The following is a 24,055-nucleotide window of genomic DNA, read 5'->3' on the forward strand; positions in this document are numbered from 1 at the left end:
GTGGGGGCGGTCGCCCCGTGCTTCGGGACGTCGAGTGACGAAGCACCGGGAGGAGGGCCGCCGCGGTGAGCCCCGTGGATGACAGCGCACGTGTCGGTTCCTCGTCCGCGCCTTCCCGTTTCGGCGCCGGCGTCCACGTCTGCCCGGTCACCCGGGCCGGCGCCCGGCCGGATCCGGCGGAGCGGTACCGCGCGTCACCGGACCGTTGGCCCCGGCCGGTCGTGGCCGCGCACGCCCGGCTGCGTCCGTCCCGCCCGCTGGCCGAGGACCTGCGCCGCCGCTCCGGGGAGGGGCCCCCGGGCCAGGGCGGTCGGCCCCGGCCCGGGGAACCGTCGCCGGGTGCCCCGACACGGCGCTGGGGAGCTGTCAGGGCAGGCCCAGACGGTCGGCGATCACCATGCGCTGCACCTCGCTGGTGCCCTCACCGATCTCCAGGATCTTGGCGTCCCGGTAGTGGCGGGCCACCGTCGAGTCGTCCATGTAGCCCTGTCCCCCCAGGACCTGGACGGCGTCCCTGGCGTTGTCCACGGCGGCCTCCGAGGCGGTGAGCTTCGCGATGGCCGCTTCCTTGGAGAAGGGTTCTCGGCGCAGCATCCGAGCCACGGCGTAGTGGTAGGAGAGACGGGCGTTGTGCGTCCTGGCCTCCATGTCGGCGATCCTGAAGCGCACCGCCTGGTGCTCCCCGATCCGAACCCCGAACGCCTCGCGCTCCCCGGCGTGGCGGACGGCCTCGTCGACACACCCCTGGGCCACGCCCACGCCCAAGGCGGCGAGTGTGATCCTGCTGCGGTCCAGGACGGCAAGGAACTGCGAGAGCCCGCGGCCCCGGACGCCCACGAGGTTCTCCCGCGGCACCCGGCACGACGAGAAGGAGAGCTCGTGGGTGTCCGAGGCGCGCCAACCCAGCTTCGTGTACGCGTCCGCGACAGTGAGCCCCGGCGTCTCCGAGGGAACGGCGATGGCGGAGATCTCGGGCCCTCCGTCCTCGCGCTCACCCGTCACGGCGGTCACGGTGACCAACCGCGTGATGTCCGTGCCGGAGTTGGTGATGAAGGACTTGGTACCGTCGACCACCCACGCCGTGCCGTCTTCTACCGCCGTGGTGCGGGGTGCGCCGGCGTCGGTCCCGCCGTGCGGTTCCGTGAGCCCGAAGGCGGCCAGGGCGTGCCCCGCGCAGAGTTCCGGCAGCCATCGCTCCTTCTGCCCGGGGTCGCCGAACATGGAGATGGGCAGCGCCCCGAGACTGACCGCCGCGGACAGCGTGGCCGCAACGGACGAGTCCACCCTGGCCAGTTCCTCGACGGCCAGGCAGAGCGAGAGGTAGTCTCCCCCGCCGCCCCCGTAGCGTTCGGGGAAGGGCAGCCCGAACAGACCCAGCTCTCCCATCGCACCGACCAGCGCGTAGGGGAACTCGGCGCGCCGGCTCAGCCCGGCCGCCACCGGGGCCACCTCCTCCCGGGCGAATTCGCCGACCCTGTCGCGCAGGGCCTCGTGTTCCTCTCCCCAGCCGTAGTAGCTCACGTCGCCCCTCAGGCCGGGACCGAGGAGACGAGTCCGCCGTCCACGACGAGCTCCTGGCCGGTGACGTAGGCGGACCTGGGGGAGAGCAGGAAGGCCACGGCCTCGGCCACATCAGCGGGGGCACCGACACGCCCCAGCGGAACCTGGCCGCGGAACAGCTCCCTCACCTGCTCGTTTCCGGTGACCGCCTCGAACATCTCCGTGTGGATGTGCCCCGGAGTGACCGTGTTGACGCGGATACCGCGTCCGGCCAGGTCGGGGGCCATGGAACGGGCGAGGTTGAGCACGGCGGCCTTGCTCGCCGCGTAGAGCGACCCCATCGCCATACCCCGGTGTACGAGCCAGGAGGCGTTGAGCACGATCGACGCCCCTTCGTTCAGCAGGGGCAGGGTCTGCTGGACCGTGAAGAAGGTGCCCTTGAAGTTGCTCCCGACGACCAGGTCGAAGTCCTTCTCGGTGGTCTCGGAGACGGGGGCGTTGAGTCCGATCCCCGCGTTGGCGAACACGCCGTCGAGCGTCCCCCAACGCTGCTGGACCCGTTCGGCCACACGCTCGACGTCGGGGACCCTGGACACGTCCCCGGGGACGGAGAGGACGCGCTCCCCGGCGTCGAGGCTCGCCTGGGCGGAAGCGAGCCGTTCGGCGTCGCGTCCGACGATGGCGACCCGCCCGCCTCCGTCGAGGATGTGGCGCGCGGTGGCCAGGCCGATGCCGCTGCCTCCGCCGGTGATGAGCACGGTCTTGTCGTGGAACTCACTCATGGGTGATCCTTCCCTTCGCATGTGGGGTCGTGCCGGGAACGGGGCGTCGTCCCGCGGGACGACGCCCCGTGGTCAGTCGCTGTCCAGGGCCAGGCGCGGGTCGTCCATCTCCAACCACCCGAGGCCCGGCGGACAGCGGTCGTATCCCAGGAGTCGCTGCACTTCCTCGGGCAGGTCGGCGGCGATCACGCGGGGAACGGCGAGGTACTGGTTCTCCTCCTGCCGGAGGTTGCCCAGGTCGAGGGCGATGGTCAGGCCGGTCCTGGGCTCTTCGGACGTGTTGCGTCCGCCGTTGTGGTAGACACCGCCCTCCCAGACGAGGGCTGAGCCCGCGCGCATCCGGGTGGGAACGGACGCGGAGGCGTCGGGCGCCTGGTCGTCGTCCCAGAGGTGGCTGCCCGGAATCACCTGGGTGCCGCCGTTCTCCGCGGTGAAGTCGCTCATGGCGAGCATCATCTGAAGGCGGCTCACAGGCCCGGGGTGCCTGCGCAGGTGCAGGGCGTCGTCGCGGTGCAGGGGCTGTTTGCCCTGGCCGGGGTCGATCTGGATCACTTGGGTGCCGCTGATCTGGATACTGGGGGTCACATCCACCTGGGAGCGTCCGATCCACATCGGTACTGGGCGCTGCATCAGGGCCCTGGCCGCGCCGAGGTAGAGCGGCTGGGTCACCAGCGGCACGACGTGGCGGGTCCGGGCGAACAGGGAGGAGAGCCGTCGTGTGCGCGTGCCGTTGTACCAGTCACCGCAGTAGGGGGTGGAATCGAGCGGCGGGCCGAGGTCCGCCCAGAGAGCGGCGAGCGTCTCGGGATCGGCGAAGTCCTCCACGACCGCTCCGCCGTCCCTCTCCAGGGCGGCCACGAACGAGTCGAGGTCGGCGTCGGGCCGGAACCGGGTCAGTTCTTCCATGCCCGCCTCACCGGTCCCCGCTCCCGGGGAGGCGGTCCGGGCCGCCCAGCCCCCGGGTCACGGTCCTGGTCAGGTCGGTGAGGTCGGGATCCTCCTCGAAGAGGTCCCCCACCTCCATCTCGACTCCGAGCTCCTCGGTGATCCTGGAGGTGAGCCGTACGGCCTTGATGGACTCGCCGCCGAGTTCGAAGAAGGAGGCGCCGGGCCGCTCGTGGTTCGTTCCTAGGACCTCGTGCCAGATGTCCGCCACCGCGCGCGACACGAAGGCGGGATCGTTTGTCCTGGTGTTCATCGCTTTTCCTTTCGGGACCGTCCGGCCGTGCCCCATGTGTTCAGGCGAGGGGCGAATCCAGGTGGAGGACGTCGGACAGTGCCTCACGGAACCCGGCGACCCTCTCCACCACCGAACGGGTGTCGAACAGATTGGTGTTGTAGCCGAAATTGCCGACCAGGTCGCCCTCAGCGGAGATCTCCAACTGGAGCATCGCCCCGTCGGGAATGTCCGCTCCGGAGCTCTGGGAGAGCGTCCTTCGCTGGATCTTGCGGTAGCTGAGCCCTTCCGTTCCCTCGACGTCGTCGGCGACGAACGCGGCCTGGAACACCTGGAAGGCGCAGGGAGCGGATCGGTCCCCCATCGAGGGGGACATGAGATCCGGTGCCTCGGCCACGACCTCGGGGAACGGGAGTTCGTGCGTGTAGGCCCCCAGACAGGACCGCCTGGTGCGCTTCAGGACATCGCGGTAGGTACGGCACCCTTCGATATCCGTGCGCAGGGGGACGAAGTTGAAGAACGCTCCCACCGTCTCGTGGAATTCGGCCTGGTTGCGTCCTGAGGCGAAGGTCGGCACGACGATGTCGGTGCTGCCCGTCTCACGGTGCAGGAGGACGTTGTAGGCGGTCAGGAGCACCATGAACGCCGAGCTTCGGGCGGACCGGGCCAGTTCGAGCACCCGCTCGGTGACGTCCGCGCCGATGGTGAAACGGTGCCAGGCCGTAGCCTTGGGCAGGACCGCCGAACGCGGGTGGTCGGTGGCCACCGCCAGGAGCCGGGCGTCGCGCAGGTTCTCCCTCCAGTACTCCCGCGCCCGTGTCAGGCGCTCCCCGGGCCGGTTGAGCTCCCACTCCAGGAAGTCCCGGTACTGCGTGGCCGGAAGCGGCCAGGTGCCTCCGGGGGCGAGTGCCCCGTAGAGGGCGGCCAGGTCGCGGATGAGGATCTGCATCGACCATTCGTCCGCGACCGTGTGGTGGACGACGAGGATCAGAACTGAGTCCTCGTCGTCGAACCTGCCCAGCACCGCTCGCAGCAGCGGGGGCGCGTCTATGCGCTGCGGCCGGCGCTCGGCCCACGCGGTCAGCTCCTCGGCCCGGGGTCCGCGTTCCTCCGCGGAGCATCCGGACAGGTCCCGTACGGAGAGTTCGGGGGCACTGGGCTCGTGGACCACCTGGTATCCGCCCTCGGACCGCACGAGCGTGGTCCGTAGGGACTCGTGTCGCTCCACGAGGTGTTCCAGCGCGCCGGTGAGCCTTTCGGGGTCGATCGGACCGGTGAGTCGCCACGCGCACGCGATGTTGTAGGTCGGGCCGAACGGGCCCTCCTCCTCACCGCCGTCGAACATGGAGAGGAACTGCTGGTTCAGTGACAGCGGCAGGGTCCGGACCGGGCCGTCCGGTTGCTCCTGCGCGAGGGAAGCGGTCATGGTGATCCTCCTGAGGGGGAGCCGGGGTGGTTCATCGCAGGTCGGTCCCGCCGCGGCGGACCGCGTCGGCCAGCACGCCGCGGCGCAGGGAGTCGGCCACCAGCTCCAGGTCGTCCGACATGTAGCGGTCCTCGTCGAGCACGGGCACGAGGGAACGGAGTGTTTCGTAGGCGGATCTGCCCGCTGGTCCGAGGCGGTCCGCGACCTGCGAGAGGTCCACCGCCTGGGCGGCGGCGAGGAGCTCCACCGCCAGGATCCGGTCGTTGTTGTCGAGCACGCGGCGTGCGTTGCGGGCCGCGATGAGACCCATGCTCACCACGTCCTGGTTGTCGCCGTTCGAGGGGATGCTCTGGGTGCTCGCGGGCGCGATGGTCCGGTTCTCCGCCACCAGGGCGGTCGCCGGATACTGTGCGCCGGCGAAACCGCTGCTGAGGCCCGGGTCCCCGGCGACGAGGAACTCCGGCAGCCCGTCGCTCAGATGGCGGTTGAGCAGGCGGTTGGTCCGGCGTTCGGAGAAGACGCCGAGCTGGGTCAGCGCGATCGTGGTGAAGTCCATCGCGAAGGCGACGGGCTGGCCGTGGAAGTTGGCGCCGTGGAAGATCTCCTCCCCCTCGAAGAACAGGGGGTTGTCGTTGGCCGAGTTCAGCTCCGTCTCGACCCGGTGGCGGGCCTCGCGCAGCGTGTCGCGCACCGCTCCCAGCACCTGGGGGATGGCGCGCAGCGTGTACGCCTTCTGCATGTACACGTCACTGCGGCTGACCTCGTTCCCAGCCTGCTCCTGTGCCTGTTTCCGGAGATCGGAGTGGGACAGGGCGAGGCGGCTTCCCCCCAACAGCGCGCGCATGTTCGCGGCCGTGTCGATCTGGCCCCGGTGCGGGCGGGCTATCTCGTGCCCCTCGGCCGCGAAGGGGCCGGTGGAGGCGCGCAGAACCTCGATCACCAAGGCGGTGATGATCTCCGCCTGGCGGACCTGTTCCAGCGCCCGCCGCACGACGAGCCCTCCCAGACCCGTCATCGCGGACGTGCCGTTGATGAGGGCCAGGCCCTCCTTGAACCGCAGCGTGAGCGGTTCGACGCCCAGTTCCCGCAACAGGGGTCCGGTGGGCGTAGGCCGACCGTCCCGTAGGAGGTACCCCTCGCCGATAAGGGTGCTGGCGACGTGCGCCAGCGGAGCCAGGTCACCGCTGGCACCGAGGGACCCCATCTGCGGGACCGCTGGCACGAGGTCCTGGTTCAGGTAGAGGGCGAGGCGTTCGACGACCTCGGGCCGGACCGCGGAGTACCCCTTGGCGAGGGCGTTGAGGCGTGCCGCGACGATCGCCCTCGACTCCTCCGCGGAGAACAGCGGACCCACCCCCGCGCTGTGGCTGCGCACCAGGTTGGTCTGGAGTTCGACCTCCTTGGAGGTGCCGACGAGCATGTAGATCATCTCGCCGTAACCCGTTGTCACGCCGTACACCGGCACACCCGAGCGTACGGTCGCCTCGAACATCTTCCTGGTCTTGGCCACCTTCTCCAGCGTGTCGGAGTCCAGGGACGCGACGCCCTGCCCTCCTGCGATCCGTGCCAGGTCGGCCAACCCAAGGCTCTCCCCGTCGAAACGGACCGATCGTGTCGTCTCCGGCAGGGTCATGTCTTCCACCTCGTGCTCTCGTCCGTGTTCGGGGCCGTTGCCCGCGCCTTGTCCGCCAGTGCGCGCCGATCCACCTTTCCCCCCAGGTTGCGGGGCATCGCCGCCAGGACTTCGAAGGAGACGGGCGGCGCCCTGTGCCCGAATCGGGTTCTCAGAGCGCTCCGCCAGGCTCTTCGCTCCTCCCTGGAGACGGGCCTCTCGGCGGGGAGCGTGCGGGGAACGACGTACGCGAGCAGTCGGGGAGGGGAACCGTCGGCCTCTCGCACCGCGACCACCGCGCACTCCACCACCGAGGGCAGAGCGGACAGAGCGTTCTCCAGGTCCCCCGGCTCGAATCGTGCGCCGCTGACCTTGACCTGGTCGTCCGCCCGTCCCACGTATTCCAGGGCGCCGTCCCAGCGCCGCCGGGCCAGGTCCCCGGTGCGGTGGTAGCGGTCCCCGGGCCGCGCATCCGCGGCCAGGGCCTCCGCCGGCCGAAACGCCGCCGCCTCGTCCACGTCCGCACCCAGGTAGCCGGAAGTGACGTAGGGGCTGCGGACGACGATCCGGCCGACGACGCCGTCGGGACACGGTCTGTCCTGCTCGTCCAGTACCGCGACCTGTCTGCCGGGCAGAGGCAGGCCCAGGGGCACCGTTCCGTGGACTTCGCCGGTGACCTCGTGGTAGGTGGACAGGATCGTCTCCGTCGCTCCGTACAGGTTCACGATCCTGGTACCGGGGAGGGCCTCGCGCAGGCCCGTGACGAGACTTCCGTCCAGGGGCTCGCCTGCCAACAGCAGCCAGCGCAGTCGTACCGGCCGGGCGGCCGGCTCCCTCCCGGACAGGGAGCCCAGGAGTGCCTTGGCGAAGCTGGGGACGGTCTGGAACAGGGTGATGCCCTCCCGCGCCAGCCAGTCAGCCATCCGGTCAGGGTGGACCCTGAAGTCCTCGGGTACGGGGCACAGGGTCGCTCCCGAGCACAGCGCCGCGAGCGTCTCGCACAGGGCTGCGTCGTATCCGGGGACGGCCCACTGGGCCACCCGCGACCCCGGACCCAGGCCGAACTCCCGTGCCAGCCAGCCGGTGAACTGCGACAGCGCGGCATGGGTCTGGGGGATGCCCTTGGGCACCCCGGAGGAGCCCGAGGTGTAGGAGACGCAGGCGGTGTCGCCGGGGCCCTGCGCCCACTCGGTGCGGGGGCCGGGGGGCGGGCCGGTCCGGCCCTCACCGACGAGGCCGAGGTCCACCACTCCCACACCCGGATCGGACCGCAGCAGTCGGGTTCCGGCGTCGTCCTCTCCGTTCGCCTCCAGGAGCAACCGGGCCGGGCGCAGTTCCCCCAGCAACTGGACGCCGTACTGGCCGAGGTCGTTCGGGGAGAGGCAGACGACGTGGGCGCCCGAGTCGAGGACGCCGAGGACGGCGGCCACCTGGCTCGGCCCCGAGGGCGCGCGCACCACGACCGGGGTTCCGGCCACCGGGCCGTCCGCGGTCAGGGCGGCGCGAACGGCCGCGGCCCGGCGCGCCAGCCCGCCGTAGGTGAGGTCCCCGCCGGGCCGGCCCACCGCGGGTGCGTCCGGATGTTCCCGGGCGAGTCTCCAGACGGCCTCCTGCGCCGGCCGTGGGTCGGAGGGGGCCGCCGGAGTCCTGTCGGTCGCCTTGAGTCGGGCGTGCGTGCGCTCGGGCGGTTCCAGGGCGAGGGAGGACGACGGGGAGTCCGGAGCGGCCAGGGCCGAGGCCACGAGGTGACGGATCTGCGCCAGGACGCGCCTGGCGGAGCTCGGATCGAAGCGGTCCAGCCGGTAGAACAGCCGGCCCCGGGACGCAGGGGTGCCGTCGAGGGCGAGGGCGAGGTCGGCCGTCGCCGCCGCTTCGGGTGGGAGGGCGCGCTCGCTCCCCCGCTGCCTCAGCGTGGTGTGGGCCAGTTCCAGCAAGTGCTCGGTTCCCGGCTCCGCGGTGAACACGGCCCTGTCGGGGGAGCCGGACGCCGCCTCCGGCAGCTGGTGGGACGGGAGGGCCCCGTGAAGTCGCGCCTGGCGCCATGCCTCGTCCACTTGGCGCAGGAGGACACGGAAGGGGCGCTCGCCCGTCGTCGTGACGTGTACGGGCACCACGTCGTCGACACGCCCCACCATCCTCTCGTAGCCACAGGGCAGGTGGTTCTCGACCGGTACGTGCACGACGACGTGCTCCAGGCCCGAGTACCTGCCCAGGAGGAGGGAGAGAGCGGTGAGGACGACCGCCGCCGGAGACATCCCCTCGTCCCGTGCCAGGGCCGCCGGTGCGGGGATGTCGCCCCAGTCGAACGGGACACTTCCCAGCTCGGGGGAGGATACGGGGGGCCGCCCCCGGTCGGTGGGCAGCACGCAGCCGCTGGGAGGAGTGCGGCGCGCGGACCACCAACGGCGCAGGCGCCGGTGTTCCTCGGTCGACTCCCACAGCCGCTGCCGCCGAGCGTGCTCGGTGTACTGGGGCGCGGGCGTGCCGAGGGCCTGCCACACCGAGCGTCCCTCCAGGGCCGCGGTGTAGGCCAGGCCCAGCTCCCGCAGCAGGACGGACACGGAACGGTCGTCGGCGACCGTGTCCCGCAACCTGAGTTCCAGGACACGGCGGTCGCGGTCCTCGCGCGGGACGGTCAGGGCGGCGGCCGGGTTCGTGTCGGGGCTCCCGTGGGCGCGCGTCCCCAGGGACGCGACCACCTGTGCGGGCTCACCGCCGACGTCGACCAGGGCCGTCCTCAGGGAGTCGTGCCTGACGACGAGGGCGTTCCATGCCTGGGCGAGGGCTCCGGTGTCCAGCGGGCCCCGCCCCTCCATGGACAGGGTCCGATGGGGCTCGGGTGTGCCTGAGCACAGGCGCGACCAGGAGCGTTCCTGTGCCCAGGAGGTGGGGGCGACCAGTGTCTCCGTGTGCGGCTGCGGGGCGTGGCGCGTCGTCATCTCGGCGTGCCCGTCAGCGCGCCGTGACGCCGCGCCGCACGGGTGCGGGGGCGGAACCCGCGCGCGTGGCGCGCCGGGGGTGGGGGCGGAGGAGGTTCCAGAGCACCCGGAGGACCAGGCCGGGACGCATGAGGCTCTCCGGCCGGTCCACCAGGCCCGCCGCGCGCATGTAGCTCGCGGTGACCGCTCCGTCCTTGGCCGTGGCCGTCTGCACCATCTTGAGATAGAGCTGCTGGGCGCGGATGAACGGTGTGCGCTCGCCCTCGACCCCGGCGAACCCGAGGTCCACGACATGGGTCATGTCCCAGGGCGGGTCGATCGCGTCCCGTGCCAGGTCGCGGAAGTACTGCCGGGGCTGGGGCGCGGCACCGGTGTGCAGGTGGTCCCGCATGGTCAGGGCGGCGAGCGCGGCCACCGTCATCCCTTGGGCGTACACCGGGTTGAAGCAGCACACGGCGTCACCGGTGACCAGGAGTCCGTCGGGGAAGCGCGCCATCGACTCGTAACGGCGCCGAAGCGTCGTCGGGAAGCGGAAGGCGACAGGTGCGTCCAGGGGCTCCGCGTGCTCCAGGGCCTTCCTGATGTCCTGGGTGGCCAGCGTCCCCAGCCAGTCGTACAGTTCCTGCTGTTCGGTGGGAGGGTGGTCGCCCAGGATCCCGTAGGTGGTGAGTTCCACCCGGTTCCCGTCCGTCTTGGTGAAGATCGCGCCTCGCGGCAGCTCGGGTGAGGCCACGGGGTTGATCGACAGGTCGTCGCCGTAGGGGTCCCGTGTGAGCCGGTAGTGCTGGGTCACGTAGCCGAGACCGATCTTCTTGCGTTCCTCCTCGACCTCGGGGTAACCGAGGTCGGCCAGCCACAGGGGGGTCCGCGAGCCGCGGCCGGTGGCGTCCACCACCAGGTCCGCGGTGATGTTCTCCTCCTCGTCGGAGCCGGCGCGCTGGACCCGGACGCCGGTGACCCTGCTCTTGTCCGGTGTCACGGTCAGGCCGAGGATGTCGTGCCGCTCCGCGAAGGAGACGTTCGGGAACGCCTCGGTGCGCTCACGGATGTGGCGTTCGAGCATCGGGCGGCTGGCGGCGACGCAGACCAGTCCCGCGTCCTGCTGAACGACCGGTCTGCCCCGGAAGTACCAGCGGACGTTCCCGGACAGGTCGCCCGTCGGGACCCCGTCCGCGAACAGCTCCTCCGTGATACCGGGGTACAGCTCCTCCATCGCCTCCTGGCCGCGGGCGAGGAGGCCGTTGATGTGCTTGCCCTGGGGGCATCCCCGCCGGGCGGAGTCGACTCCGACGAGTGTGTCGCGGTCGACGACGAGCACATCGTCGTAGGCGTCCGCCAGGACCCTGGCGGCGAAGAGTCCAGCGATGCTACCGCCGAGGACAACGGCGCGTGTCTTCTGCTCACCCATGAACAATCTCTCCCAGAAATCGAATACCGATCGGGGTGCCGCATCGCTTCTTCCGGTTTGCGAGCAGGCCCGCTTCCGTATTCCCTATTCTTGTTCGGGCTCCGCCATTGCGGCTTCTTATGGAATGCCCTAAAGTTCTTCGGAACTTTCTTCGCCGATATGGAAACGGGCCCGGGCGAGTTCCCTGTTCGCCATGGACTCCAAGACGACGGAGAAACCCGCGTGGCTGCGCATGGTCGACATGTCCCGCCACACCCTCTCGACGCGCTCGCCTCGGCGAACCGCGCTCGAACCCGCCTTGGGGAACAGGTGCGACTGCACCGCCTGCCAGGACAGGCGCGCGACCTCCCGGCAGACCGTGGCGACACCCCACTCGAACTCCTTGGTGAACGCGTCGGGTCCGCGTTCACAGGTCCCCAGCCACCGCGAGACCGTGTCCGCCAGCGCCGCCTCGGCCGTAGCGATCATCCCGGCGGCCTCCCCGTACCAGTGCTGGTAGTCGGGGTCCTCGTACCGGGGGACGATGGGAGGGAAGGAGGTGTTCCTCTCCCGCATCAGGGACTCGAACGCGTCCAGGGCCGCCTGGGCCATCCCCACGGCCAGGACCGCGCTCTCGAGCAGCATGAAGCTGAGCGGGCCGCCTCCGTACTGGGGATGGTCGTGTATGAGGTGGCCCGGGGTGTCCGTGGAGATCCTGCCCTGGCTGAGGTGGGTCTCCAGGACGAGATGTCCCGGGAGGACGGCGCCCTCCATGCGGACACTGTGGGAGCCGCTGCCCCTCAGCCCGAGCTGGTCGCCCCAGTCATCCAGTCGCTCCCAGCTCTCCCGGGGGGCGACGAAGAGCACCGTCACCGGGTCCCCGCCCTCGGGTCCGGACATGAGGGCGTGCCCCATGAAGTGGGTGGCGTAGGGCGAGCCCGAGCAGTACTTCCAGGTGCCGCTGACACGCCAGCTCCCGTCGGGCAGACGGTCCGCGACGCCCGAGGGCGCGACGGTGTTCGGGCAGATGAAGTCCCCTCCCCCGAACATCTCCGCCTGTGCTCGCTCGCCGAACAGCGTGGCGGCCGGAAGCGCGTGCGCGGCTCCCAGGCAGTACATCCACCCCGTCGAGGGGCAGGCCCGGGTCAGGGTGAGCACGACCTCGAAGAAGGTGTCCACGCCGACCTCGTGCCCTCCGTGGCGGCGGGGCACCAACAGGCGGTACAGTCCCGCCTCCCTGAGCGCCTCGTGGGTGTCGGGCGCGTAGTAGGAACGCGCCTCGGTCTCGGCTTGGCGCTCGACGAGGGAGGCCGCGATGTCGCGGGCCCTTTCCACGAAGACCGAGGGCTCCGTGGCGTCCGGGGACTTCTTCTCTTCGCTGACGGTCATACCGGGGCCCTCCGAATCGGGTGCGTGACGGTGAGAGGTGGTCGGGACCGTCCACCGCACGAGGCGTAGAAAGCCTCACACCGGCCGTGTCACGGGTGCGTCTCCTGGGTTGCTGCGCGGACGCCGTCCCGCCCGGCCCGATGCACACAGCAAGACTGAGGACGCCCGCTACTCCCGGCACGCGCACGATGTGTGTCTGGATCCGCAGTTCCCACGCAGAGCAGGAGGAGGACCATGCGTCCCAGGAGTAAGACCGTCGGTGGTCCGGCGGCGGAGGAAGGCGCGAGCGGCGCGACGGTCCTCGAGGTGCTTCTCTCCGACTACCCGTTCCCCGGATTCCTCGATCCGCTGCGCGCCCGCGCCGCCGAGTTCGAGCGGAGGCATCCGGGGGTTCGGGTCCGTGTCCGGGCGGCGGGGTACGAGGAGCTTCCGGCCCTGGCCGCGGAGGAGGCCGGGCGGGGGAGGCGTCCCGCCCTCGTGAGCTACTACACGGGTGCCTCACGCCAGGCTCTGGACACGGTGGACGCGGGGGGCGGACCCCTGTTCGTACCGGTGGAACGGGCGCTGGCCGGACGCTCCCACGTGTGGGGCGAACCCGTCACCACGGGTGACGCCGTGCCCGCCGCCCGGGGCTTCTTCACCTACGGAGGCGAGCTCGCCGCCGTACCCCTCGGGCTCTCGACCATGGTCCTCTACTCCAACATGACGGCGCTGAGCGCTGCGGGGGTGACCAGGGCGCCGCGGACGTGGCGGGAGGTCGCGTCGGCGTGCGCGTCGGTCGGGCGGGCCCGGACGGCGCCGTTCGGGGTCAGCTGGCCCAACGACGGCAAGCTCTTCCAGCAGTGGCTGACGCAGCGGGGTGTGGCCCTCGTCGACCGGGCGAACGGCAGGGAGGGCCGCGCCGGGCAGGCCCTCGTGGGGACGCGGGGACTGGAGGAACTGGTCACGTGGTGGCACCGCTTGAACGCCGACGGGCACTTCCTGTACACCGGGGCCCTTGAGGACTGGCCGGGTGTCATCACCGCGTTCGCCGAAGGGGAGGTGGCCATGCGGGTCGGCTCCTCCTTCGAGGCCGACCACGTGGTCCGCGCGGGGCGTGAGGCCGGGTTCGAGGTGGAGGTGAGTCCTTTGCCCCACAGGGACGGGACCACGCCGGTCGGCAACTGGGTGGGAGGTGACGCCCTCTGGCTGGCGGACGGCTTGGAGGAGCGCACCCGTGACGGAGCGCTGGCCCTCGCGATGTACCTGACCCGGCCGGAGAGCGTAGTGGCGTGGCACAAGGCGTCCGGTTCCTCCCCGACGACCTTCTCCGCGCTTCGCTCCCTGGGGGCGGAGGGCTGGTTCGAGGCGCATCCCCACCACGCGGTCGTACGTGACCAGCTCGGGGCCTGCTCGGGAACCCACGGCGCTCACGGACCGGTCATCCCGGGGTCACACGGTTTCCAGACCGCGCTCATGGAGGCGATGGGGGACGTCCTGGCGGACGGAGCGGAGCCGGCGGAGAGGTTCCGCCTGGCCGGGACGGAGGCGCAGAGGGCCTTGGAGGAGTACAACGCGACCGTTGCGTCCCCCGGGCCCCGCGACCCCCGGTGGTCGTTGGTCGGCACGTGAGGAGACGGGTGTTCGGGCCACGGGTGCGCGGCCCGTGGCCCGTGGCCCGTGGCCCGAACGGTCCTCAGCGGACCGCGCGCTTCGGCGGCCGGGCCAGGTCGAGCGGCCGGTCCGCGGTACGTTCCAGCCACCAGTGCGCCACGATGAGGTTGATGATCCATCCCATCCAGCGCGCGGCTTCGGAGATGTAGGTGAAGTCCACGGTCCAGGGGGAGAACAGCAGCCATCCCCAGCCGATGGCGAAGCCCCAGATCACCGACCCCCACACGATGGCGAAGCTGTACACCATCCAGCGCCGGTGCTCGGCGTACCTGCCCTGGACGGCCCTTCTCCAACCGATGACGGCGGTCACCGCCCACAGCACGGCCGACGTCGCCATGCCGATGCTTCCGGCGGCGAAGGCCACGGGGAACATGGCCAGGGCGAAGGCCGCTGCGGGGAGTGCCCCCGCGAAGACGTAGAGGCGTCCGCTCCAGCGGTGCACGGAGGGGTGGTTCCTGCGCAGCCACGGCCACGCCTGGAGGACGAGGGTCACCAAGGCCAGGGTCCCGGAGACGACGTGGCCAACGATCAGCCAGTAGTGGAGGGGGAACTGGAGATCGATCCTGGAATAGGCCGGGTCCATCCGGAAGTAGGGGTGGACCTGTACGGCGAGGTAGAGGGTCACGATCACGGCCAGGGAGAGCACCCACGTGGTCTCACCGGCCCGTCGTCCTCCGGGACGGCCGCGTCGCACGGTGGAGGTTTCCGTGGGTTGGACGTTCTGTACCATCTTCTGCTCCTGATGTTCATTTCTGGTGTCTGGGGGCCGAGCCGTCCCGCCGCGGCTCAGGGGAGGCACACGTCACCGGTCAGGGGAGAGCCGCGTCCGTCCATCAGGTCGCGCCAGGCGTTCGCGACCTCCTCGGGCCCGCCCAGCCGCCGGACCGCCAACCAGGAGCCGGCCTCGGAGACGAACCGCTCCTCCGCCGCCGCGTAGGCCCTCCGGTAGTTCTCGGGGCCCTCCTCCCTCGCCCGTTCCTCCTCCCTGTCCGGCGTGAAGAAGATCTCTGGTCGGGGGGAGTCCAGGTCAGGCGGTTCGATTCGTGCGCGCGGATGCGTGTAGCCGACCAGTGCGGTGTGGACGATGCCTTCGCCCAGGCGTCGGTAGACGTCCGAGATGCGGTCCTCGTCCCCGCTGAAATCCGCGAACACCGTGGGAGCGGGCACCGAGGCCCGGTCCAGCTCCGAGTAGGGCAGGACGTGGTCGTAGACGCCCAGGCCGAGGAGGGGGGCCCTGTTCCCGGGCGACGTCAGGCCCACGGTCACCAGGTCGGTCCGGCCGGCCAGGAGGCTGGCCGCCCCCACGGCCGTCCGGGAGGACGCGCTTGTGACGACGAGGGAGCGGGCACCCCTCTCGGCGTGTTCGTCCACGAACCTGGCCACGTTGTAGGAGGCCGGGTACAGGGGGCGCAGGAGGGTGCGGAGGTCGTCCCCGTCGTCGGGCCCCCCGCACCGCCGGTGGGTCCGGTACCAGCGGTGAAGGAAGGCACGTTCCGGCGATGTGTCCAGGAGGCCTTCGGCTTCGGGGCGCACTGTCAGCACGCTGTGGGTCCCCATGGGGAGGTAACCGAAGTACCGGCCCCCGGGCGGCACCTTCGGGTGCCGTGACTCCACGACCCTGGAGAAACCCCAGACCGGTACACGGCCCCAGCCGTCGGGGGCGGGGAAGGCGTCCCAGAAGGGGAGTTCGGAGTCGCCCAGGCGGGCGTAGGTCACGTTGTTGGCTGTCAGCCCGAACCTCTCCACGCGTAGCCGCACCTGTCCCCTGGCCAGCGGGACCGTGCCGCCGCGGAGGACCCGCGTCCGCGAGGGATCGTGGCGGCGCACCAGCAGTTCCCAGGAGTCGTGGGTTCCCATGGCCCCGCCCATCACGCCCCCGGTTCCTGGGGAAGTCTGATCGAGAGGGCGTGGTGGAAGAAGTCTCCGGGGTCGTAGCGCTTCTTCACCGCTTGGAGCCGGGGGTAGTTCTCCTTGTAGTAGAGGTCGTGCCAGGGCAGTCCGGACCTGTTCCATGCGGGATCGGCGAGGTCGCTGTCGGGGTAGTTGATGTAGGAGCCGTCGGTGGGCCCGTCCAGGCCGGGGACTCCGCCCGTGTCCGCGTAGACCTCCCGGTAGAACTCCCGCAGGTGACGGATGTTGTGGTCGTCGTCCTCGGCGACGCCCCAGACGGACATGTAGGCCGCCTTGAGCACCGAGTCCCGCTGGGCCGTGGCCGTCCGCGGCGGGTCCACCGCGTTGACCTCGCCCCCGTAGCCGATGAGGATGAGCTGGGACTCGTGTGGCTCGTCGGTGGTCAGATACCGGTAAGCGGTGGAGATCTGCTCGTCCGAGAACCCGCGCCGCATGTAGGCGGCCTTGATCTTGATCCTTCGCGTATCGGGGCCTCCGGGGTCCCCCCACCCCGGGTAGGCGGAGAACTCCAGCCACGGGCGCACGGACTCGGTGCGCATCGGTGACGGGGCCACCCCGGCGCGGACGCTGTCGAAGAGGTCGTCCAGGAGTTCGGTGACCTGGGGGACGTCGTCGTCCGCCATGGCCCCGACCACCACTCCGTGCCCGTGCCTTGGAGATGCGTGGAGGAACCCCGTGATGCCGGTGCTAGGGGAGCCCGGTGAGCTGTGGGTCTCGAACCAGGAGCCGAAGTTGGAAAGGACGCGCCGGAAGGTCTCCTCGTCCAGGGAGTCCCAGGACCAGATCTCCGCCCGGCTGCGCCACATCCTCGGAGCCGGGGGCAGGATCTCGCGCGGGCCGGTTCTCCCGGCCTCCGGCGAGCGCAGCCAGAACCGGGTGACGACACCGAAGTTGCCCCCTCCGCCGCCGGTGTGGGCCCACCACAGGTCGTGGTGGGGGTCGTCCGGTTCGCGCGTGGCCACCACGAGCCGCGCGTTCCGGTCCTCGTCCACGACGACGACCTCGACCCCGTAGAGGAAGTCCACGACGGCTCCGTAGCGCCGGGACAGCGGGCCGTACCCTCCGCCGATGAGGTGGCCCCCCACGCCCACCTCGGGGCATTCTCCGCCGGGTACGGTGACCCCCCATCCCTTGAACAGCGCACGGTAGAGGTGTCCGAGGGTGGATCCGGCCTCCACGGCGAACGCGTCGCGTACGGGGTCGTAGTCGACGTGGTCCATCTCCGACATGTCCAGGAGGACCCTGACCCCCTGGTTGGCGGTGAAGTCCTCGAACCCGTGCCCGCCGCCGCGCACCGCGACCGTCGCCCCCGAACGCGCGGCCTCACCGACGACGGACACGGCCTGCTCCGCCGTCGTGATCACGTGGATCTCCTCGGGGCTTCCGGAGAATCGATGGTTGGATCCCCTGAGGAGGCTGTCGTACCGGGAGTCTCCCGGCCGGATGGCGGAGGGGTTGGACGTCGGTGGCGCGGTGGAAAAGGCGTTTGTGTCCACGTGCGAACCTTCCTGGTCTTGCCGGCGGATCGTGGCACTGGTCGTGGTGGCCAGGACAAGCCTGCGTAGCCCCTGGGGCGCCTGTCTTCTTCAACGGTGCTGTCCGTGTTCCGGGGGTGCCGCCGCAAGCCAGGAGTGGCCGGTGCCGGAGCAGCCCGGAGAGGATCGTCTGGCGAAGACTGACCGGTACTGGAGGGCGGCATCGTGCAATTGGGCGTGGAGATCGCGGACTTCTCGTGGGTCGGAGACGACGGGAAGGCCCTGGAACGGCTGGTCGGCGTGGCTCGGGCCGCCGATTCCTCGGGTTTCTCACTGATCGGCGTGGGCGACCACCTGTGGCAGGGACCCCATGCGGGCGGTCCGGAGCAGCCCGAGCTGGAGTGCTTCACGACCTTGGCCGTCATCGCGGCGCACACGACGCGGTGCCGTCTCGGACCCGTGGTCGCCGGTGCCCACTTCCGCTCGCCGGCGCTCCTGGCCAAGACGGTCACCACCCTCGACGTCCTCTCCGGAGGGCGTGCCCTGCTCGGGGTGGGAGCCGGATGGTACGAGGAGGAGGCAGTGGGGCTGGGCATTCCTTTCCCGCCGCTGTCCCAGCGCTTCGACATGCTCGAGGAGACCATCCAGATCTGCCTGCGCCTGTGGGAGGAGGAGGACGAGGCCCCCTACGAAGGAGCACACCACCGTTTGGAGAGACCGCTGTCCCGGCCGCTACCGGTGACTCGGCCGCATCCGCCGATCATGGTCGGCGGACAGGGCGAGCGACGTACGCTGCCCCTGGTCGCCAAGTACGCCGATGCGTGCAACCTCTACCCCACGCCTGATCTGCCCGACCGGCTCGACACGCTACGCCGGCTGTGTGACGAGGCGGGCCGGGACTACGAGGAGATCGAGAAGACCTGCATCATGGAGTTCGACGTGGGCCGGGACGGTTCCCGGGCCGGAGAGCTCGTCTCCCAGCTGGGTGGGCTGGCCGAGCTGGGCGTGACGACCGCCATCGGGATCCTGCCCTCAGACGATCCGCTCGGGCACGTTGAGCTGGTCGCCGAACACGTCCTGCCCAAGGTCCTCGACCTTTAGCGGTCTGGCCGGAAGCGTTATCGGTGTGACGTGGGAGTCTCCACGCTCGCTGGTCCTGTACTTGTGGCGAGGTCGGGCGCTCGACACCCGCCCGCCATAAGTACAAGACCACCGGACCGGAGAGGGCCCGGTGAACGTTCTCGGTCACCGCACCAGCTTGTTGTCCGAGCTGTTCGCCCGTCTCCGGAGCCGACCGTGGTGTCCTTTCTCGGCCTTCTCCGGCGCCCGTGGCGGGGGACACCTGTTCCCGCTCTCCGGTACGGACGCCCCGGGACGGACTGTCCGCTCGGGGGCGTCCGGCCGCCGACCGCCGCCCTCGGTCCGGGCCGGGTGGACCGCCCGTCGGATTCCACCGGGTGCCTCAGTGGTCGCGCTCGGTCTTTATCCGCGCTTCCAGGAAGTGGCGTTCGGCCTCGTTGCCCGCCAGGCTGAGGGCGTCGCCGTAGGCGACCGCCGCCTCGCCATGGCGTTCCAGGCGGCACAGGATGTCGGCCTTGGCCAGGGGGAGGTAGCGGTAGGAGGACAGCGTGCCCTCGCGCTCCAACATGGTTATCTGCTTTATGGCCTCTTCCGGGCCCTTCACCTGCGAGAGCGCGACTGCGCGGTTCAGCGCCACCACGGGAGAGGGCCACACCCCGTGCAGCTTGTCGTACAGGGCGAGTACCTGGGGCCAGTCGGTCTCCTTCACGCTCGGGGCCTGCGCGTGCAAGGAGCTGATCGCGGCCTGGAGCGTGAATCTCCCGGGCGGGCCGCCCCGGAGCGCCCTCAGCACCAGCAGGTGTCCCTCCTCGATCGCCGACCGGTTCCAGACCGAACGGTCCTGCTCCTCCATGGGGACCGGCTCGCCTTCGCTGCCCGTGCGGGTGGGACGGCGGGCGTCGGTGACGAGCAGGAGCGCGAGGAGGCCCATGACCTCGCGTTCCGCCGGCATGAGAAGGTGCAGCATACGCGCGAGGCCCACGGCGCGTTCCACGAAGTCCACGCGCACGAGATCGTTGCCGGAGGGCGCGGTGTGACCGTTGGTGAACAGGAGGAGGATGACGTCCAGAACGGCGTCGAGCCTGGCGGGGAGCTCCTCGGCCGTCGGTACCCGGTAGGCGATGCGCGCCGCGCTGATCTTCTTCTTCGCACGGGTGATCCGGGCCGCCATCGTCGTCTTGCTGACCAGGAACGCCTGGGCGATGTCACCGGTGCTCATCCCGCAGACCAGTTTCAGGGTCAGGGCGATCTGCGCCTCACGTTCCAGGGCCGGGTGGCAGCAGATGAACACCAGCCGCAACCGGTCGTCGAGAACGACGCCCGGCGCGGCCTCCCCCTCCGGTGGGGACGGTTCCACCAGCAGGGGCAGCTTCGACCGGAAGTGCTGTTCGCGGCGCAGGAGGTCCAGAGCACGCCTCTTGGCCACGGTGGTCAGCCACGCGCCTGGCCGGTCCGGCACCCCGTCGTTCTCCCAGGAGTCCAGGGCACGAACGTAGGCGTCCTGGACGCACTCCTCCGCGAGGTCGAAGTCCTGCGTGACACGGGCGGTCGAGGCCAGGACGTACGCCCATTCCGTACGGTGGGCCTCGGCCACCGCCCGCTGGGTGGCACGGCTGCTGTCCGGCATGCTCATCAGTGACTCCTTGGGTCCGATGCCTCGGACACCGTGCGGTAACTGGTGTTACGCACGATACTCCGAGCCCCCGTCCCCGGCGGGTGTCGGCGCGGGTGCTCCGCGCCGGACCCGCGTGGCCCCGAAGGCGGTGGTGACGCGCCCTACCCGTCCCGCGCCGGGGCGTGGGCGGCCCGGGCGACCAGACGGCCCAGTTCCAGACCGGGCTCCCCGCGGTCCAACAGGAAGAAGTGCGCCCCGGGAAAGGCCCTCACCAACGGGGGCGACGGCAGGTCCGTCGCCCACAGCGGGACCTCGTCCTGGGGCAACGAGTCGTCGAGTCCGAACCACAGATGGTGCCGTGCCCTGGATTCCGGAACGCGGCGGGGCCGGACGTAGGTGTCGAACAAGTGGAGATCGAGCCCCAGGAGGTTGACCGCCTCCTCCAGCGCGTCGGAGTTCCGGAGGACCGCCGGGGGGAGTCTCCCCCCGGAGCGGAGTTCGTGCGCCAGGTCGGAAGGCGTCCGGGTGACGAAGGGCCGTTCCGGGTGGGCGGCCCGTGCGGCGGTCGTGGCAGGAGAGGGAGGGCCGGACAGGACCACCTCGCGCACCTGCCGCAGGGACTCCGTCGACATGAGGCAGAGCAGCGAGTGCGCGAGGAGGGCCCCCAGGCTGTGGCCGAGGAGAACGGTCGGACGGTCCGTCCAGGACTCCAACGCCGGCAGCAGGTCCGCGACCGCTTCCGCGTAGACCGCTGGGGGCGCCTTCTTCCGCGCACTCGCCAGTCCGGGCAGAAGCACGGAGCACGTGCTCGGCAGACGTTGTGCGACTGGGAGCAGGGACATCGGGGTGGCGCCCGCGTAGGGAAGCAGGACGACCCGGACGGCGGACTCGGGGTCGCCTGCCGCCAGATGGCCCTCGAACGTGTGCATGGAGTATCCCATCTCCTCTTGTGGCTCCTTTTTCGTGCGCTTTCCTGGTAACGGCCAGGGTGGATCGTCCATCCGGTCACGGGTACTTGTCTACCTATGATTTGCGCACCTCCGAGCAAATGCATTGGTTCTTCTTTGTTCCGCGTTTTTTGAGGTTTTTCCGAGAGCGCCCCAGGGGCGCAATAATAGATATTGAGTTCTCCTTACTGGATTTTGATAATCGGTCTGTGCGATCTGTCCGGTGTTCTGTTTCCAGGTAACGAAGGAGCTTCTATGCGGCTGATGTACCGCGTGGTGACGCTGGCCCTGGCCCTGGCCCTGGTGGGCGGCCTGGGGGTCTTCACCGTTCGTCCCACCGCGAGTGATGCGGAGCAGGCCGAGCGTGCTTCACCCTTCGCCTTCGAGGCACTCACCCTCAACTCCGAACCCGAGGGCGCCCGCCACGAGCGCGAGGTGGCGCCCGACCTCGAACACTTCGTGGGATGGATCTCCTCGGTCGGCGCCGGGGGAGCGCTCCTCGACCTGCGCGGCCTCGGCAAGTCCGCGGACGTCTGCCTGGTCGACCCCCGGGACGACGGCGTCACCCTGCGCAACTCCCCGGGGAGCGGTGAGGCCGACTACCCGGTGGTCGGACTGCTCCCGGAGGGCCTGCCCTACGACCACACGATGGCGCCGATGGGCTGCGTTCCCGCCGACATGGACGAGGACGGCGACCTGGACGTCATCGTCTACTACTGGGGCCGCTCCCCGGTCCTGTTCACGAACACGGCGGGGCCCGGGGCCGTCCCCGCGGCGCGGAACTTCACCGCCCACGAGCTCGTGGAGCCGATGCAGGTCTGGAACACGACCGCGCTGAACGTCGCCGACCTGGACGGGTCCGGCAGCCTCGACGTCCTCGTCGGCAACTACTTCCCCGACGGCGCCCGGGTCCTGGACCCGGAGGCGGACGACGAGACCCGTATGGAGATGCAGCAGAGCATGGGTCTGGCCACCAACGCCGGACGCAACCGGATCCTGCTTACGGAGCCGACGGGAGAGGCGGACGCGCCGCCCTCGGTCACCGACGCGAGCACGGCGCTCCCGGAACGGGCCATGGCCGCCTGGACGCTGGCGATCGGCTTCCAGGACCTCTCCGGGAACGGGGTCCCCGACATCTACCTGGGCAACGACTTCGGCAACGACAGCCTCCTGGTCAATCGCTCCACCCCCGGTGACGTCAGTCTGGAACTGGTGAAGGGCGACCGCGACATGGTCACGCCCAAGTCCCAGGTCCTGGGCAACGGGTCCTTCAAGGGCATGGGCGTCGCCTTCACCTACGTGGACGGCTCGGAGCTGCCGATGGTGGTCGTCAGCAACATCACCAGCCCCCACGCGCTCCACGAGAGCAACTTCGCCTTCGTTCCGGACGGGCCGGGTTCCGACCTCCTGAAGGGCGAGGTGCCCTTCGAGGAGGACAGCGAGCGGCTGGGACTGGCGCGAAGCGGCTGGTCGTGGGACGTCAAGGCCGGCGACTTCGACAACGACGGCACGGACGAGCTGTTCCAGGCCACGGGCTTCCTCAAGGGTGAGAACACGCGCTGGCCCGAGCTCCAGGAGATCGCCATGGGCAACGACCAGCTGCTCAAGTACCCGGGGGTCTGGCCGAACTTCGCCGAGGGCGACGACCTGTCAGGGCACGAGACCAACCCCTTCTGGGTGCGCGGGGAGGACGGGCGCTACGACGACCTCGCCGGCGCGGTGGGGATCGCCGAGTACGACGTCACGAGGGCCTTCGCCTTCGGTGACGTCAACGGCGACGGGCTCCTGGACGTGCTGGTCGCCAACCAGTGGGAGGACTCGCGCCTGCTGCTGAACACCGCGCCCGACCCCGCGCCGGGCACCGTGCTGCGCCTCGTGCGCCCGGGAGCGGCCGGTGACGGAGCCCTCACCCCGGCGGTCGGAGCCTCCGTCAGGGCGGAGGGCTCCGGGGGGCTCCCGGCGCAGATCCGCCAGCTCTACCCGGCCAACGGCCACGTGGGGGTGTCGGACGGCATCGTCCACCTCGCGGCGGAGCGGGGCGAGACGCCGGTCACCGTCTCCTGGCGGGACGGATCGGGAACTGAGCACACCGCGGAACTGGGCGTCGGCCCCGGAACCCACACCATCCTCCTCGACGACGACGGAACGGCGGTTGTCCGATGACTGTGACCAGCTCCGACGAAGGACGGCAGGCCGGCGCCGGGGGAGAGCGGCCCGGGGCGACCGCCCCGCCCGGACCCGCCGCCAAGCCCCCGATGGACAGGCGCGTGAAGGCGCTGCGCATGTTCGCCACGTCCATCACCGTGTTCACCGTCATCGGCCACTTCCTCCTGGGCTTCGAGCAGTCCCCCGTCACACCCATCGCCGCCGTGCTGTTCGGCTACGCGCTCGACCTCCTGCTGGAGACCCTGGACGCCCGCGCCGCCGGGCGCCGCCCCCAGTACGCGGGCGGGGCCGGGAAGATGGTCGACTACCTGCTGCCCACGCACATCGCGGGCCTGGCGTGCGCGATGCTCCTGTGGGGCAACGCGTCGCTGTGGCCCTACCTGTTCGCGGTGTCCATCGCCGTGAGCAGCAAATACGTCTTCCGTATCCCGGTCGGGGGCCGCAAGAGGCACTTCCTCAACCCCTCCAACCTCGGGATCGCGGTGACCCTGCTCCTCTTCCCGTGGGTCGGGATCGCGCCGCCCTACCACTTCACCAACAACGCCTTCGGCACCGTGGACTGGCTGATCCCCCTCGGGATCCTCATGGCCGGGACCATGCTCAACGTCAACCTGACCAAGCGCTGGCCCCTGATCCTCGGCTGGGTGGGGGGATTCGTCCTCCAGGCCGTCCTGCGCTGGCTCGTCCTCGACCACATGCTCGTCGCGGCGCTGGTGCCCCTGACCGGTGTGGCCTTCATCCTCTTCACCAACTACATGATCACCGATCCGGGGACGACGCCCTCGAAGCCGCGCAACCAGATGGTCTTCGGCCTGACCACGGCCGCGGTGTACGGGCTCCTCGTCAGCCTGCACGTCGTCTTCGGCCTCTTCTTCGCCCTCGTCATCACCTGTGCGCTACGCGGCCTCGTCCTGGTGTGCGCCCCCTGGTTCGCCAGGCCGGTCGCCGACGCGCCCGTGGCACCGGACGCGGTGCGCGCCGACGGCCGCTGAACCC

The 24,055-nt window shown here is 70.5% G+C and carries 18 protein-coding genes; 4 read left to right on the forward strand and 14 right to left on the reverse strand.

Annotation, left to right across the window (positions count from 1 at the left end):
- Positions 1–366: 366 nt before the first annotated feature.
- From FYX01_RS05325 to FYX01_RS05365, 9 genes are all read right to left on the reverse strand, one after another.
- On the reverse strand, positions 367–1,521 hold the full coding sequence (locus FYX01_RS05325) for an acyl-CoA dehydrogenase family protein (protein WP_150238139.1): 1,155 nt from the start codon (positions 1,519–1,521) through the stop codon (positions 367–369).
- A gap of 8 nt (positions 1,522–1,529) precedes the next feature.
- Positions 1,530–2,282 (reverse strand): SDR family NAD(P)-dependent oxidoreductase, encoded by a 753-nt coding sequence (locus FYX01_RS05330; RefSeq protein WP_150238141.1) that lies wholly within the window; start codon positions 2,280–2,282, stop codon positions 1,530–1,532.
- 72 nt (positions 2,283–2,354) lie between these two features.
- Positions 2,355–3,188: a phytanoyl-CoA dioxygenase family protein gene (locus FYX01_RS05335; RefSeq protein ID WP_150238146.1), complete on the reverse strand. Its 834-nt coding sequence runs from the start codon at positions 3,186–3,188 to the stop codon at positions 2,355–2,357.
- A gap of 7 nt (positions 3,189–3,195) precedes the next feature.
- Positions 3,196–3,480, reverse strand: a complete 285-nt coding sequence (locus FYX01_RS05340; RefSeq protein ID WP_150238148.1) for an acyl carrier protein — start codon at positions 3,478–3,480, stop codon at positions 3,196–3,198.
- 40 nt (positions 3,481–3,520) lie between these two features.
- A complete protein-coding gene (locus tag FYX01_RS05345) occupies positions 3,521–4,885 on the reverse strand; it encodes a condensation domain-containing protein (protein ID WP_150238150.1) in 1,365 nt (454 codons plus the stop codon).
- A 31-nt stretch (positions 4,886–4,916) separates the two neighbouring features.
- Complete coding sequence (cmdF, locus tag FYX01_RS05350) at positions 4,917–6,518, reverse strand: tyrosine 2,3-aminomutase (protein ID WP_150238152.1); 1,602 nt, start codon at positions 6,516–6,518, stop codon at positions 4,917–4,919.
- On the reverse strand, positions 6,515–9,436 hold the full coding sequence (locus FYX01_RS05355) for an AMP-binding protein (protein ID WP_150238154.1): 2,922 nt from the start codon (positions 9,434–9,436) through the stop codon (positions 6,515–6,517). Before FYX01_RS05355 ends, cmdF begins: the two co-directional genes overlap by 4 nt.
- A gap of 13 nt (positions 9,437–9,449) precedes the next feature.
- Positions 9,450–10,844 (reverse strand): FAD-dependent oxidoreductase, encoded by a 1,395-nt coding sequence (locus FYX01_RS05360; RefSeq protein ID WP_150238156.1) that lies wholly within the window; start codon positions 10,842–10,844, stop codon positions 9,450–9,452.
- Positions 10,845–10,973: 129 nt separating this feature from the next.
- Entirely contained in the window at positions 10,974–12,212 is a 1,239-nt protein-coding gene (locus FYX01_RS05365; protein WP_150238158.1) for an acyl-CoA dehydrogenase family protein, read from the reverse strand.
- Positions 12,213–12,446: 234 nt separating this feature from the next.
- Between FYX01_RS05365 and FYX01_RS05370 the strand changes: the two genes are divergently transcribed.
- Positions 12,447–13,823 (forward strand): extracellular solute-binding protein, encoded by a 1,377-nt coding sequence (locus tag FYX01_RS05370; protein WP_150238160.1) that lies wholly within the window; start codon positions 12,447–12,449, stop codon positions 13,821–13,823.
- A 64-nt stretch (positions 13,824–13,887) separates the two neighbouring features.
- Here the strand turns inward: FYX01_RS05370 and FYX01_RS05375 are convergent, their stop codons facing one another.
- Genes FYX01_RS05375 through FYX01_RS05385 form a run of 3 tightly spaced genes read right to left on the reverse strand, consistent with a single transcriptional unit; the run spans position 13,888 to position 17,140 of the window.
- Positions 13,888–14,595, reverse strand: a complete 708-nt coding sequence (locus tag FYX01_RS05375; protein WP_150238162.1) for a DUF2306 domain-containing protein — start codon at positions 14,593–14,595, stop codon at positions 13,888–13,890.
- A gap of 56 nt (positions 14,596–14,651) precedes the next feature.
- The gene (locus FYX01_RS05380) at positions 14,652–15,722 is read right to left on the reverse strand and encodes a DUF2855 family protein (protein ID WP_190394184.1); all 1,071 of its coding nucleotides are present in this window, start codon (positions 15,720–15,722) and stop codon (positions 14,652–14,654) included.
- Between the two features lie 11 nt (positions 15,723–15,733).
- Positions 15,734–17,140, reverse strand: coding sequence for an FAD-binding oxidoreductase (locus FYX01_RS05385; RefSeq protein WP_223830319.1), 1,407 nt, complete (start codon positions 17,138–17,140; stop codon positions 15,734–15,736).
- Positions 17,141–17,476: 336 nt separating this feature from the next.
- Here FYX01_RS05385 and FYX01_RS05390 point away from each other — a divergent pair, with 336 nt between their 5' ends.
- On the forward strand, positions 17,477–18,352 hold the full coding sequence (locus FYX01_RS05390; protein ID WP_150238166.1) for an LLM class F420-dependent oxidoreductase: 876 nt from the start codon (positions 17,477–17,479) through the stop codon (positions 18,350–18,352).
- A gap of 361 nt (positions 18,353–18,713) precedes the next feature.
- Here the strand turns inward: FYX01_RS05390 and FYX01_RS05395 are convergent, their stop codons facing one another.
- Positions 18,714–19,964 (reverse strand): RNA polymerase sigma factor, encoded by a 1,251-nt coding sequence (locus FYX01_RS05395; RefSeq protein ID WP_223830320.1) that lies wholly within the window; start codon positions 19,962–19,964, stop codon positions 18,714–18,716.
- A gap of 143 nt (positions 19,965–20,107) precedes the next feature.
- Positions 20,108–20,875, reverse strand: a complete 768-nt coding sequence (locus FYX01_RS05400) for a thioesterase II family protein (protein WP_190394186.1) — start codon at positions 20,873–20,875, stop codon at positions 20,108–20,110.
- A gap of 273 nt (positions 20,876–21,148) precedes the next feature.
- Here FYX01_RS05400 and FYX01_RS05405 point away from each other — a divergent pair, with 273 nt between their 5' ends.
- Together FYX01_RS05405 and FYX01_RS05410 are read left to right on the forward strand one after the other, a co-directional pair.
- The gene (locus FYX01_RS05405; RefSeq protein WP_150238170.1) at positions 21,149–23,056 is read left to right on the forward strand and encodes an FG-GAP repeat domain-containing protein; all 1,908 of its coding nucleotides are present in this window, start codon (positions 21,149–21,151) and stop codon (positions 23,054–23,056) included.
- Positions 23,053–24,051, forward strand: a complete 999-nt coding sequence (locus FYX01_RS05410; RefSeq protein ID WP_190394187.1) for an RnfABCDGE type electron transport complex subunit D — start codon at positions 23,053–23,055, stop codon at positions 24,049–24,051. The genes FYX01_RS05405 and FYX01_RS05410 overlap by 4 nt, the downstream gene beginning before the upstream one ends.
- Positions 24,052–24,055: the final 4 nt, after the last annotated feature.

The sequence above is a fragment of the Nocardiopsis quinghaiensis genome (genome assembly GCF_008638365.1).
GTDB lineage: Bacteria > Actinomycetota > Actinomycetes > Streptosporangiales > Streptosporangiaceae > Nocardiopsis > Nocardiopsis quinghaiensis.

Coding starts and splice junctions, on each gene's coding strand:
- cmdF (WP_150238152.1), bottom strand. CDS start 6,518: ATGACCCTGCCGGAGACGACACGATCGGTCCGTTTCGACGGGGAGAGC.
- FYX01_RS05395 (WP_223830320.1), bottom strand. CDS start 19,964: ATGAGCATGCCGGACAGCAGCCGTGCCACCCAGCGGGCGGTGGCCGAG.
- FYX01_RS05335 (WP_150238146.1), bottom strand. CDS start 3,188: ATGGAAGAACTGACCCGGTTCCGGCCCGACGCCGACCTCGACTCGTTC.
- FYX01_RS05370 (WP_150238160.1), top strand. CDS start 12,447: ATGCGTCCCAGGAGTAAGACCGTCGGTGGTCCGGCGGCGGAGGAAGGC.
- FYX01_RS05400 (WP_190394186.1), bottom strand. CDS start 20,875: ATGCACACGTTCGAGGGCCATCTGGCGGCAGGCGACCCCGAGTCCGCC.
- FYX01_RS05355 (WP_150238154.1), bottom strand. CDS start 9,436: ATGACGACGCGCCACGCCCCGCAGCCGCACACGGAGACACTGGTCGCC.
- FYX01_RS05340 (WP_150238148.1), bottom strand. CDS start 3,480: ATGAACACCAGGACAAACGATCCCGCCTTCGTGTCGCGCGCGGTGGCG.
- FYX01_RS05405 (WP_150238170.1), top strand. CDS start 21,149: ATGCGGCTGATGTACCGCGTGGTGACGCTGGCCCTGGCCCTGGCCCTG.
- FYX01_RS05365 (WP_150238158.1), bottom strand. CDS start 12,212: ATGACCGTCAGCGAAGAGAAGAAGTCCCCGGACGCCACGGAGCCCTCG.
- FYX01_RS05345 (WP_150238150.1), bottom strand. CDS start 4,885: ATGACCGCTTCCCTCGCGCAGGAGCAACCGGACGGCCCGGTCCGGACC.
- FYX01_RS05330 (WP_150238141.1), bottom strand. CDS start 2,282: ATGAGTGAGTTCCACGACAAGACCGTGCTCATCACCGGCGGAGGCAGC.
- FYX01_RS05375 (WP_150238162.1), bottom strand. CDS start 14,595: ATGGTACAGAACGTCCAACCCACGGAAACCTCCACCGTGCGACGCGGC.
- FYX01_RS05360 (WP_150238156.1), bottom strand. CDS start 10,844: ATGGGTGAGCAGAAGACACGCGCCGTTGTCCTCGGCGGTAGCATCGCT.
- FYX01_RS05380 (WP_190394184.1), bottom strand. CDS start 15,722: ATGGGAACCCACGACTCCTGGGAACTGCTGGTGCGCCGCCACGATCCC.
- FYX01_RS05410 (WP_190394187.1), top strand. CDS start 23,053: ATGACTGTGACCAGCTCCGACGAAGGACGGCAGGCCGGCGCCGGGGGA.